Source organism: Pseudomonas yamanorum, assembly GCF_013386765.1.
GTDB lineage: Bacteria > Pseudomonadota > Gammaproteobacteria > Pseudomonadales > Pseudomonadaceae > Aquipseudomonas > Aquipseudomonas yamanorum_A.
Map to the genome: position 1 here is coordinate 50,562 of NZ_JACARE010000015.1, position 11,454 is coordinate 62,015.

Annotated in this window: 10 protein-coding genes and 1 pseudogene; 6 read left to right on the forward strand and 5 right to left on the reverse strand. The window is 61.0% G+C overall.

Annotation, left to right across the window (positions count from 1 at the left end):
- Nucleotides 1-217: 217 nt before the first annotated feature.
- A complete protein-coding gene (gene metK / locus HX875_RS10595) occupies nucleotides 218-1,408 on the reverse strand; it encodes a methionine adenosyltransferase (protein ID WP_003216863.1) in 1,191 nt (396 codons plus the stop codon).
- 19 nt (nucleotides 1,409-1,427) lie between these two features.
- A complete protein-coding gene (locus HX875_RS10600; protein WP_177043148.1) occupies nucleotides 1,428-2,423 on the reverse strand; it encodes an ArsR/SmtB family transcription factor in 996 nt (331 codons plus the stop codon).
- Nucleotides 2,424-2,670: 247 nt separating this feature from the next.
- Between HX875_RS10600 and tkt the strand changes: the two genes are divergently transcribed.
- The 6 genes from tkt (at nucleotide 2,671) to fba (ending at nucleotide 8,944) form a co-directional block, all read left to right on the forward strand.
- The gene (tkt, locus tag HX875_RS10605) at nucleotides 2,671-4,668 is read left to right on the forward strand and encodes a transketolase (protein ID WP_177043149.1); all 1,998 of its coding nucleotides are present in this window, start codon (nucleotides 2,671-2,673) and stop codon (nucleotides 4,666-4,668) included.
- A 137-nt stretch (nucleotides 4,669-4,805) separates the two neighbouring features.
- A complete protein-coding gene (gene epd, locus HX875_RS10610) occupies nucleotides 4,806-5,861 on the forward strand; it encodes an erythrose-4-phosphate dehydrogenase (protein ID WP_177043150.1) in 1,056 nt (351 codons plus the stop codon).
- A gap of 27 nt (nucleotides 5,862-5,888) precedes the next feature.
- The gene (locus HX875_RS10615) at nucleotides 5,889-7,052 is read left to right on the forward strand and encodes a phosphoglycerate kinase (protein WP_177043151.1); all 1,164 of its coding nucleotides are present in this window, start codon (nucleotides 5,889-5,891) and stop codon (nucleotides 7,050-7,052) included.
- A gap of 29 nt (nucleotides 7,053-7,081) precedes the next feature.
- Nucleotides 7,082-7,309 (forward strand): hypothetical protein, encoded by a 228-nt coding sequence (locus HX875_RS10620; RefSeq protein WP_177043152.1) that lies wholly within the window; start codon nucleotides 7,082-7,084, stop codon nucleotides 7,307-7,309.
- Between the two features lie 60 nt (nucleotides 7,310-7,369).
- On the forward strand, nucleotides 7,370-7,705 hold the full coding sequence (locus tag HX875_RS10625) for an MliC family protein (RefSeq protein ID WP_177043153.1): 336 nt from the start codon (nucleotides 7,370-7,372) through the stop codon (nucleotides 7,703-7,705).
- Between the two features lie 174 nt (nucleotides 7,706-7,879).
- Entirely contained in the window at nucleotides 7,880-8,944 is a 1,065-nt protein-coding gene (gene fba / locus HX875_RS10630) for a class II fructose-bisphosphate aldolase (protein ID WP_003177554.1), read from the forward strand.
- A 60-nt stretch (nucleotides 8,945-9,004) separates the two neighbouring features.
- Here the strand turns inward: fba and HX875_RS10635 are convergent.
- The 3 genes and pseudogenes from HX875_RS10635 to HX875_RS10645 form a co-directional block, all read right to left on the reverse strand.
- Nucleotides 9,005-9,196 (reverse strand): annotated as a pseudogene (locus tag HX875_RS10635) (fructose-bisphosphate aldolase); the annotation flags it as partial.
- A gap of 218 nt (nucleotides 9,197-9,414) precedes the next feature.
- Nucleotides 9,415-10,644, reverse strand: a complete 1,230-nt coding sequence (gene alr / locus HX875_RS10640) for an alanine racemase (RefSeq protein WP_177043154.1) — start codon at nucleotides 10,642-10,644, stop codon at nucleotides 9,415-9,417.
- A 141-nt stretch (nucleotides 10,645-10,785) separates the two neighbouring features.
- Nucleotides 10,786-11,451: a polysaccharide lyase family 7 protein gene (locus HX875_RS10645; protein WP_177043155.1), complete on the reverse strand. Its 666-nt coding sequence runs from the start codon at nucleotides 11,449-11,451 to the stop codon at nucleotides 10,786-10,788.
- Nucleotides 11,452-11,454 lie beyond the last annotated feature (3 nt).

An 11,454-nucleotide genomic window follows, 5' to 3' on the forward strand; every position in this document is an offset into this window, starting at 1 on the left:
AACCTCAATGTTCGATTGCCTGCGCGCTTATGGCTCCCGGGCAGGCGCAGTGCAATATCCAGTAAGAGGTGAAGGCCCGGGAGGGCGCGGATTCTAGAGGGCCATTATTTGGCCTGCAAGCATTGGATCCAAAAAACGTGAACATCGCCCGCAAATCATCCGGCAATAAAAAGCCCCGCCGGGATAACCCGGCGGGGCGTTGTGTACACCGTGATGCTTACAGGCCGGCGGCAGTGCGCAGGTCGTTGGCGCGGTCGGTCTTTTCCCAGGTGAACGTGGTGAAGGTGTCGTTGCCGACGGTCTTCTGTTCAGGGGTGCGACCGAAGTGGCCGTAGGCCGCGGTTTCCTGGTACATCGGGTGCAGCAGGTCGAGCATGGTGGTGATCGCGTAAGGGCGCAGGTCGAAGATCTCACGCACCAGCTTGACGATCTTGTCGTCGCTGATCTTGCCGGTGCCGAAGGTGTTCAGCGAGATCGACGTAGGCTGGGCCACACCGATGGCGTAGGACACCTGGATCTCGCAACGCTCGGCCAGGCCGGCTGCCACGATGTTCTTGGCCACGTAACGACCGGCGTAGGCAGCGGAACGGTCAACCTTGGATGGGTCCTTGCCGGAGAACGCGCCACCGCCGTGACGGGCCATGCCGCCGTAGCTGTCGACGATGATCTTGCGACCGGTCAGGCCGCAGTCACCCACCGGGCCGCCGATGATGAACTGGCCAGTCGGGTTGATGTGGAACTGGGTGTCTTTGGTCAGCAGTTCGGCCGGCAGCACGTGCTTGACGATCAGTTCCATGACGCCTTCACGCAGGTCGGCGTAGGAAACGTCCGGGTTGTGTTGGGTCGACAGTACGACTGCGTCGATGGCGACGACTTTGCCGCCTTCATAACGGCAGGTCACCTGGGACTTGGCATCCGGGCGCAGCCATGGCAACGCACCCGATTTACGGGCTTCGGCCTGGCGTTTCACCAACTGGTGGGAGAAGGTGATCGGTGCTGGCATCAGCACGTCGGTTTCGTTGCTGGCGTAGCCGAACATCAGGCCCTGGTCGCCGGCACCCTGATCTTCAGGTTTGGCGCGGTCGACACCCTGGTTGATGTCCGGGGACTGCTTGCCGATGATGTTCATCACGCCGCAGGTCGCGCCGTCGAAGCCGACGTCGGAGCTGTTGTAGCCGATATCGATGATCACATCACGAACGATCTGCTCCAGGTCGACCCAGGCAGAAGTAGTGACTTCACCGGCGATGATCGCCACGCCCGTTTTCACCAGAGTCTCGCACGCCACTCGGGCGAACTTGTCTTCAGCGATGATAGCGTCCAGCACCGCGTCAGAGATCTGGTCGGCGATTTTGTCCGGATGCCCTTCAGACACGGACTCGGAGGTGAAAAGGGAGTATTCGCTCATCTCGATGTTTTCCTGATATTTACCGATGGTGAGTGTCGCCAGCCGGCCGCTGAAAATGGCGGACCTGAATCTGGAAACCATTACGTAAACCTACATAGAGGCTTTCCCCGGGAACGAGTCCCGCAGCGGTGGCCCAGCGGGCCAAATCGTCCTGTTCAAAACCCAGCCAGAGATCACCGCAGGCCTCCCTGGCCCAACTCTGGTTGTGGCTGCATAAATCCGTAATCAGCAGGCTGCCGCCTGGTTGCAGCAAATTCGCCATCTGCTTGAGGGCTTCTGCCGGGGCGGCGAAATGGTGCAGGACCATGTTCAGCACCACGCAGTCGGCCCGCAGGCTGGTGTCATTCAGGGCGTCCGCCAACTGCAGGCGGACATTGCCCAGCGCCTCGCGCTCACACAACTGGCGGGCCAGCTCCAGCATCGCCGGGCTGTTGTCCAGCGCCGTGACCTGGTGAAAGCGCCGCGACAGCTCCGGCAGGAAACCGCCGTCGCCGGGGCCCACTTCAACTGCCGTGGCCTCATCACTGAAGCTCAGCTTGTCCAAAAGTGCCAGCACGCTTTCGCGGTATTGCGCCAATCCGGCGATCAGGTCCTGCTGGGCGCGAAACTTCTCTGCTACCCGTGAGAAAAAGTCCTGGCTGGCTGCTGCGCGTTGGCCGTGCACCTGGCTGATACGCGACTGCACGTCAGCCGGCAGGGCCAGGCTGTCGATTTCTTCCAGCAGCGCGGCGTGGAGCTTGCCGCCCAACTGTTCGGTGTGGGGCAGGGCGCGACGGTAAAAAATCGCATTGCCTTCGCGGCGGGTGGCCACCAGGTCAGCCTGGGCCAGCACCTTCAAGTGGTGGCTCATGCCGGACTGGCCGATGGCGAAGATTTGTGCCAGCTCCAGCACCCCGAACGAATCGTTGGTCAGCGCACGCAGCACATTCAGGCGCAATGGATCGCCGCCGGCCTTGCACAGGGCTGCTAGCTCGTCGCTGTCGTCGGGGCGAATGGAAGGTGCGCTTGAGTTCATAGGGCAGCAGTCTAGAGACGGTGGGAAAACCTCGCAAGGCCAATATCAAAAAGTTTTGATATTGGTCGATAATCGGTGGTTATAAGCAGCCGCTATAACCCATAGACGAAGTGCTGAACGGTTTCTCCAGCCAATCCACAGGAAAAACACCCTCAAGTGACTATCTGTCATTGCCCCGAGGGCCGTGGCTGAGGGAAAATGCCGATCCTTTTTTCCGTTTCTTTTATTCAACTCCAGGAGATCAGCGATGCCCAGCCGTCGTGAGCGTGCCAACGCCATTCGTGCCCTCAGCATGGATGCCGTGCAAAAAGCCAACAGCGGCCATCCCGGTGCCCCGATGGGCATGGCGGATATCGCCGAGGTACTTTGGCGTGACTACCTGAAACACAACCCGAGCAACCCGTCGTTCGCCGACCGTGACCGCTTCGTGCTGTCCAACGGCCACGGCTCGATGCTGATCTACTCGTTGCTGCACCTGACCGGCTACGACGTCACCATCGACGACCTGAAAAACTTCCGCCAGATCCACAGCCGCACCCCGGGCCACCCGGAATACGGCTACACACCGGGCGTGGAGACCACCACCGGTCCACTGGGCCAGGGTTTGGCCAACGCCGTGGGTTTTGCCCTGGCTGAAAAAGTCCTGGGCGCGCAATTCAACCGCCCGAACCACAACGTTGTCGACCACCACACCTACGTGTTCCTGGGTGATGGCTGCATGATGGAAGGCATTTCCCACGAAGTCGCTTCCCTGGCCGGTACCCTGGGCCTGGGCAAGCTGATTGCCTTCTACGATGACAACGGCATCTCCATCGACGGCGAAGTCGAAGGCTGGTTCACCGACGACACGCCAAAGCGTTTCGAAGCCTACAATTGGCAGGTGATCCGCAACGTCGACGGCCACGATCCTGAAGAGATCAAGACCGCCATCGAAACCGCCCGCAAGAGCGAGCAGCCGACCCTGATCTGCTGCAAGACCACCATCGGCTTCGGTTCGCCGAACAAGCAAGGTAAAGAAGACTGCCACGGCGCCCCACTGGGTGACGCGGAAATCGCCCTGACCCGTGCTGCGCTGAAATGGAACCACGGCCCGTTCGAAATCCCGGCTGACATCTACGCCGAGTGGGACGCCAAGGAAGCCGGTCTGGCTGCCGAAGCCGAGTGGGACCAGCGTTTTGCTGCCTACTCCGCCGAATTCCCTGAATTGGCCAACGAACTGGTACGTCGCCTCGCCGGTGACCTGCCTGCCGACTTCTCGGAAAAAGCCGCGGCCTACATTGCCGAAGTGGCAGCCAAGGGCGAAACCATCGCCAGCCGTAAAGCCAGCCAGAACACCCTGAACGCGTTCGGCCCGCTGCTGCCTGAGTTCCTCGGCGGTTCGGCCGACCTGGCCGGTTCCAACCTGACCCTGTGGAAAGGTTGCAAAGGTGTTTCGGCGGAAGACGCCAGCGGCAACTACATGTACTACGGCGTACGCGAGTTCGGCATGAGCGCCATCATGAACGGTGTTGCCTTGCACGGCGGCCTGGTGCCTTACGGCGCGACCTTCCTGATGTTCATGGAGTACGCGCGTAACGCGGTACGCATGGCGTCGTTGATGAAGAAGCGTGTGATCTTCGTCTACACCCACGACTCCATCGGCCTGGGCGAAGACGGCCCGACGCACCAGCCGGTCGAGCAATTGACCAGCCTGCGTACCACGCCGAACCTCGACACCTGGCGCCCATCGGACGCGGTCGAATCGGCTGTGGCCTGGAAGCATGCGATCGAGCGTAAGGACGGCCCTTCGGCGCTGATCTTCTCCCGTCAGAACCTGCAGCATCAAACCCGCGACGCGGCGCAGATCGAAGGCATCAGCCGTGGTGGCTACGTGCTCAAAGACTGCATCGGCGAGCCGGAGCTGATCCTGATCTCCACCGGTTCCGAAGTGGGCCTGGCGGTTCAGGCGTACGACAAGCTGACCGCCGCCGGTCGCAACGTGCGTGTGGTTTCCATGCCGTGCACCAGCGTCTTCGAAGCCCAGGACGCCGACTACAAGCAATCGGTGCTGCCGTTGCAGGTCAGCGCGCGTATCGCCATCGAAGCGGCTCACGCCGACTACTGGTACAAGTACGTGGGCCTGGAAGGCCGCGTGATCGGCATGACCACCTACGGTGAGTCGGCGCCGGCGCCAGCGTTGTTCGAAGAGTTCGGTTTCACCCTGGAAAACATCCTGGGTCAGGCTGAAGAGCTGCTGGAAGACTAAGTAAGTCTGCGTTGTCTGTGCTGTTGCTATCGCGGGCAAGCCCGCTCCCACTTTGGATCTCGGTCTAATGTGGGAGCGGGCTTGCCCGCGATGGCGATGGAACATTCAACACTGAACGAACATTGATCGAGAACCCCATGCCTCAACCGCGTCCTTACAAAGTTGCACTCAACGGCTACGGCCGGATTGGTCGTTGCGTCTTGCGTGCTCTGTTCGAGCGAGGGGCGGCGGCCGGGTTTGAAATTGTTGCGATCAACGATCTGGCCGACATGGCCAGCATCGAATACCTGACACGCTTTGACTCCACCCACGGGCGGTTCCCCGGCGAAGTGCGGGTCGAGGACGACTGTCTGCATATTAATGGCAACTGCGTGAAGGTATTGCGCAGTGCCACCCCCGAAGGCATTGACTGGGCGGCGCTGGACGTCGACCTGGTGCTGGAATGCTCCGGTGCCTATCACACCCGTGCCGATGGCCAGCGTTTTCTCGACGCCGGCGCGCCACGGGTATTGTTCTCCCAGCCGATGGCCAGCGAGGCGGATGTCGACGCCACCATCGTCTACGGCGTGAACCAGGACTGCCTGACCGGCGCCGAATTGCTGGTGTCCAACGCCTCCTGCACCACCAACTGCGGCGTGCCGCTGTTGCGCCTGCTGGACCAGGCGATCGGCCTGGAATATGTGTCGATCACCACCATTCACTCGGCGATGAACGATCAGCCGGTGATCGATGCCTATCACCACGAAGACCTGCGCCGTACCCGTTCGGCGTTTCAGTCCGTGATTCCGGTGTCTACCGGGCTTGCCCGCGGTATCGAGCGACTGTTGCCGGAACTTGCCGGGCGAATCCAGGCCAAAGCCGTACGGGTACCGACGGTAAATGTGTCGTGCCTGGATATCACCATGCAAACCGTCAGCGACACCGACGCCGGCGAGGTCAACCGGATCCTGCGCGACGCCGCCACCAGCGGCCCGCTCAAAGGCCTGTTGGCCTACACCGAGTTGCCGCACGCCAGCTGTGATTTCAACCACGACCCGCATTCGGCCATCGTCGATGCCAGCCAGACCCGCGTTTCCGGCCCACGGCTGGTGAACATCCTGGCGTGGTTCGACAACGAATGGGGTTTTGCCAACCGTATGCTGGACGTGGCTGATCACTACCTGCAAACCGCTTCCCCAAAATCCGCTCTCTAATTCAAAGACTCTCAGGAATTGCCACCCATGACCGTGTTGAAGATGACCGACCTCGATCTGCAAGGTAAGCGCGTACTGATCCGCGAAGACCTCAACGTCCCAGTCAAGGACGGTGTTGTCACCAGCGATGCGCGAATCCTGGCCTCGCTGCCGACCATCAAGCTGGCCCTGGAAAAAGGCGCGGCTGTGATGGTCTGCTCCCACCTGGGTCGCCCGACCGAAGGTGAGTTCTCGGCAGAAAACAGCCTCAAGCCTGTGGCCGAGTACCTGAGCAAGGCCCTGGGCCGCGACGTGCCGCTGGTGGCCGACTACCTGAACGGCGTGGACGTGAAGGCTGGCGACATCGTGTTGTTCGAAAACGTGCGCTTCAACAAGGGCGAGAAAAAGAACAGCGACGAACTGGCCCAGCAATACGCTGCCCTGTGCGACGTGTTCGTGATGGACGCCTTCGGCACCGCTCACCGTGCCGAGGGTTCGACCCACGGCGTGGCCAAGTTCGCCAAAGTCGCCGCAGCTGGCCCGTTGCTGGCTGCTGAACTGGACGCACTGGGCAAGGCCCTGGGCGCTCCGGCCCAACCGATGGCCGCCATCGTTGCCGGCTCCAAGGTGTCCACCAAGCTCGACGTACTCAACAGCCTGAGCCAGATCTGCAACCAACTGATCGTCGGCGGCGGCATTGCCAACACCTTCCTGGCCGCTGCCGGCCATCCGGTGGGCAAATCGCTGTACGAGCCGGACCTGCTGGAAACCGCCCGCGCCATCGCCGCCAAGGTCAGCGTACCGCTGCCGGTGGACGTGGTAGTGGCCAAGGAATTTGCGGAAAGCGCCGAAGCCACCGTCAAGCTGATCGCTGACGTGGCCGCCGACGACATGATCCTGGATATCGGCCCGCAAACTGCAGCGAACTTCGCTGAACTGCTGAAATCGTCCCAGACCATCCTGTGGAACGGTCCGGTGGGCGTGTTCGAGTTCTACCAGTTCGGCAACGGCACCAAAGTGCTGGCCCACGCCATCGCTGAAAGCTCGGCCTTCTCGATTGCCGGTGGTGGCGACACCCTGGCGGCCATCGATAAATATGGCGTTGCTGACCAGATATCCTACATTTCTACCGGTGGTGGTGCGTTCCTCGAATTCGTCGAAGGCAAGGTACTGCCGGCCGTAGAAGTGCTGGAAAGCCGGGCCAAGGGCTAAGGCACTTGCTGAGGAAAAGGAGCATTCCGATGATCAAGTCGTTGGCACTGGTGATCGCAGCAGGCCTGTTGGCCGGCTGCGGCAGCGCGCCGAAAACGCCGCCGGAGTCTGAAAAGGCCGGGGCGGCGCGGCAAAAGAGTTGCTACCAGGCTGACTGGCAAGCCGAAACCATGCCGGTGATCAACAAGCGCATCGGGCCCGACGGGTTGGAGAAATACGATTCCCCGCCCAAAGGTCAGGAACAGGGTTGCCCTTGACGGGTCTGATTCAATAACCGACAGCAGCGGTGGCCCCAGGTCGCCGCTTGAGGATTGGCAATGAAAGGCGTTTTCGCCCTGGCAGCACTGGCTTTATTGGCCGGATGCACCAACCTGAACATGTTCAGCAAGCAGGCCGAGCCAGCGGACAAGTGGACCACCTGGACGTGTGACAGCCAGGCGCAAGTCAACTGGCGCTTTGCCGACCAGGCCCGCACGCAGGTGGATGTACGCCTGGGTGGTTCGGACCAGGTTTACCGCCTCAAGCAGGAAGTGGCGGCCTCGGGCGTGCTGTACAGCGACGGCCAGTTGGCGTTTCACACAAAAGGTGAGGAAGGCCTGGTTTACTGGGTTGCCACCGATGATTTGATCGGGCGTGGCTGTAAAGCTCAATAACACGCCGCGATCAGCTGTAGGAGCCGGCTTGCCGGCGATAGCGTCAGTCGCCTGACAGCAATAACGATTCAGCAGGCCAGGCTTTGAAAGCCTGACCTTCAATAACTTGAATAGCAGCCGCCGCTACGGCAGGCTTGCACGATTAACGACCCTCGACCGGGAGAGAGACTCACAATGGCACTTATCAGCATGCGCCAGATGTTGGACCACGCAGCCGAATTCGGCTATGGCGTTCCAGCCTTCAACGTCAACAACCTTGAGCAGATGCGCGCCATCATGGAAGCCGCTGACAAGACTGACTCTCCAGTGATCGTCCAGGCTTCGGCCGGTGCGCGCAAATACGCCGGTGCTCCGTTCCTGCGTCACCTGATCCTCGCCGCGATCGAAGAATTCCCGCACATCCCGGTGTGCATGCACCAGGACCACGGCACCAGCCCTGACGTGTGCCAGCGCTCCATCCAGTTGGGCTTCAGCTCGGTGATGATGGACGGCTCCCTGGGTGAAGACGGCAAGACCCCGACCGACTACGAATACAACGTACGTGTTACCCAACAAACCGTGGCCATGGCTCACGCCTGCGGCGTTTCGGTCGAAGGCGAGCTGGGCTGCCTGGGTTCCCTGGAAACCGGCATGGCCGGTGAAGAAGACGGCATCGGCGCCGAAGGCGTGCTGGATCACAGCCAGATGCTGACCGACCCGGAAGAAGCCGCCGACTTCGTCAAGAAGACCCAGGTTGATGCCCTGGCCATCGCCATCGGCACCAGCCACGGCGCCTACAAGTTCACCAAGCCACCTACCGGCGACGTGCTGGCGATCGACCGCATCAAGGAAATCCACAAACGCATCCCTAACACCCACCTGGTGATGCACGGTTCTTCCTCGGTACCGCAAGAGTGGCTGGCGATCATCAACCAGTACGGCGGCGACATCAAAGAAACCTACGGCGTGCCGGTTGAAGAAATCGTTGAAGGCATCAAGTACGGCGTGCGCAAGGTCAACATCGACACCGACCTGCGTCTGGCATCCACCGGTGCGATGCGTCGCCTGATGGCCACCAACCCGAGCGAATTTGATCCGCGTAAATTCTTCGGCGCTACCGTGACTGCGATGCGTGACGTGTGTATCGCGCGTTACGAAGCCTTCGGTACTGCAGGCAACGCTTCGAAGATCAAGCCGATCTCGCTGGAAGCGATGTACCAGCGTTACCTGAAAGGTGAGTTGAACGCCAAGGTCAACTAAGCCCTACGCGTTAATGAAAAAGCCCGCAGCGATGCGGGCTTTTTTGTGGCTGAAATCTGGTCAGGCGACTGTGGGTGTGTCGAAGCCGCGGTATTCGATCACGCGGAATACGTCGCTAACGTCCTGCACCAGGATGCGGGCGGTGTTGAGGCGTTCGCGCAGGCAGGCGTTCAGGTCCGGTAGCGGAGCTTCGCTGTCGATCAGGAGTACGGGGTATTCGGTGGCTGTTTCGGTGCAAGGGGTGAAGCGGCGCCCCGATTCACCGCAACGGCCCTGTAGGACACACCGAACCCATGTGGGAGCCGGGCTTGCCCGCGATGGCGGTGGGTCAGCCAACTTATTCTGTGACTGATACACCGCCATCGCGGGCAAGCCCGGCTCCCACAGGGATAAGTGGTGTTTAAGCGATTGTGTTAATCACCGAACGATCCGCAGGTCCTATAGGACGATACCTACGCATAGGTGGGGACTTAGTTTTCCACCAACACCTTCGGATTCGAGTTACCCCACACCGTATACAGATCCGCCAGCAACGCCCCGTTGATGTCTTCAACTTCCGCCTGGCTGGTCTCAACCGCGCCTTGCTTGCCGAACAACACCACCTCGTCGCCACTCTTCACGGTCGGCACGTCGGTGACGTCCACCATCAGCGTGTTCATCGACACCTTGCCCACCACCGGCACGCGATGGCCGTTGATCAGCACCACGCCCTTGTTGGTAAACGCGCGGCGGTAGCCGTCGGAATAACCCACGGTGATGTTCGCCAGTTTCGAATCCCGCGCCAGGGTGTAGGTGCGGTCATAACCCACGGTGTTGCCCTTCGGATAGCTATTGACCGAAGCCACGTGGGACTTGAACTGCATCACCCGCTTGTATTCGGTGAACGACGGCACGGTGTCACCAAACAGCAGGCCACCCGGGCGCACCATGTCCAGCCGCGACTCGGGCACTTCCAAAGTGGCGAAGGAGTTGGCGGCGTGCAGGGTGATCTTGCTGCGGTCGAGCTGGGCGACGTTGATCAGCCAGTTGGCCTGCTCGTTAAACGCCTTGAGGCCGGTGCGCACGTCGGCGGCGTCTTCGACGGCGAAGTGGGTCATGATCGCCTTCACTTGCAGGTTCGGCACCTTGGTGATCGCTACGGCGTCGCGGCGGCCCTGGGCGGTGGTCATTTCCACGCCGTTGCGGCTCATGCCGCTGGAGTTCAGGCCCAGGTGTACCACCAGCGGGCGGCCGTGGTTTTCGGCGATCAGGCTGGCGCGTACGGCGAAGTCCAGGTTGCCCACCATTTCCTCGACGTTGTACGGCAGCGCGGCTTCCAGTTCGCTCAGGGCGGCGGTGCGTACGCGGATCAGTTGGCCCTTGAAGCCGCTTTCACGGACCACGCGGGCTTCTTCGTTGCTGGCGATGCCGACGCAGGGCACGCCCAGTTTGATCACCGAAGGCATCAGCAAACCGATGCCGTGGCCGTAGGCATCAGCCTTGAGCACGGCGCAGATTTTCGATTTGTCGGCGAGGCTGGCTTGCAGGGTGCGGATGTTGTTTTCGAAGGCGACTTTGTTGATTTCGACCCAGGCATTGCTGTCCTGGATATTGACCTGGGCCACCCCGTCGGCCATCGAGAGTGGCGGGGCGGCGAAGGCCGGGTTTTGCAGCAGAGCCATGCCCAGAGAGAGGGCGAGCAGGGTGCGGGAAAAGGGCATTGGGCAGTCTCCATGACTTTCTTATAGGGGGTAGTGCGCGTGCGCGGCGCCATACTCGGATTGTCCTACAAGAAAGTCGAGACCCTGGGTCGCGGTTCTGTCCTAAAGCGTCGTGGGACCGGTCGCTGAAGCGAATCAGCGTCAGTCGTGGTCAATGTCCAGTTTGGCAAACGTCACCCGGGCGCCTTCCTTGCTGTTGCCACTGTTGTCCTGCACATAGGCGCCGGCCTTGAAGTACAGCGGTTGCTTGCCCCACGCCGCGCCAATGCGTTCGTTCCATTGCCCGCTGGCGGCGTCGACACTCAACAGGCCGGCTTTATTCAGGTGGATGACGTAGGTGAAGTTGCGGTCCAGCGGTACGTTTTCGGCAACGATGATCACCCGGCCTTCATCTTCAGTGGGGCGCATGCGCACCTTGGCGACGATGTTGCCGGTCTGGGTTTTTTCCTTGTACTGATACTCGACCTTGATCAGCGGTTTCTGGCTGTCATAGGCGTGGATTTGACCGATGACGATCTTGCCGGACGACGGCACCTGGTTCACCGCCAACGTGGCGCGCAGGAAGTTGTCGGCGTCGCTGTAGAGCCAGTTGCGCAGGCGGCCATCGGCGTAGGTTTCCCGCAGTTCGCTGCGGGGGTAAACCGCGTTTTCGGTGCGTGTGCCGGTGACCGGGGTCCAGAACTGCACACTGCTGCCTTCGGCCTGAAAGTATTGGTCCTTGAACCCACTGAGCAGTTTCGGGGTGTCGATGGTCGAGGGCGGGGAGCCGACGGGGATGCTCAGGTTCCAGGTGGACAGATCAATCATTGA

Coding starts and splice junctions, on each gene's coding strand:
- metK (WP_003216863.1), bottom strand. CDS start 1,408: ATGAGCGAATACTCCCTTTTCACCTCCGAGTCCGTGTCTGAAGGGCAT.
- epd (WP_177043150.1), top strand. CDS start 4,806: ATGCCTCAACCGCGTCCTTACAAAGTTGCACTCAACGGCTACGGCCGG.
- HX875_RS10600 (WP_177043148.1), bottom strand. CDS start 2,423: ATGAACTCAAGCGCACCTTCCATTCGCCCCGACGACAGCGACGAGCTA.
- HX875_RS10625 (WP_177043153.1), top strand. CDS start 7,370: ATGAAAGGCGTTTTCGCCCTGGCAGCACTGGCTTTATTGGCCGGATGC.
- alr (WP_177043154.1), bottom strand. CDS start 10,644: ATGCCCTTTTCCCGCACCCTGCTCGCCCTCTCTCTGGGCATGGCTCTG.
- HX875_RS10645 (WP_177043155.1), bottom strand. CDS start 11,451: ATGATTGATCTGTCCACCTGGAACCTGAGCATCCCCGTCGGCTCCCCG.
- HX875_RS10620 (WP_177043152.1), top strand. CDS start 7,082: ATGATCAAGTCGTTGGCACTGGTGATCGCAGCAGGCCTGTTGGCCGGC.
- tkt (WP_177043149.1), top strand. CDS start 2,671: ATGCCCAGCCGTCGTGAGCGTGCCAACGCCATTCGTGCCCTCAGCATG.
- HX875_RS10615 (WP_177043151.1), top strand. CDS start 5,889: ATGACCGTGTTGAAGATGACCGACCTCGATCTGCAAGGTAAGCGCGTA.
- fba (WP_003177554.1), top strand. CDS start 7,880: ATGGCACTTATCAGCATGCGCCAGATGTTGGACCACGCAGCCGAATTC.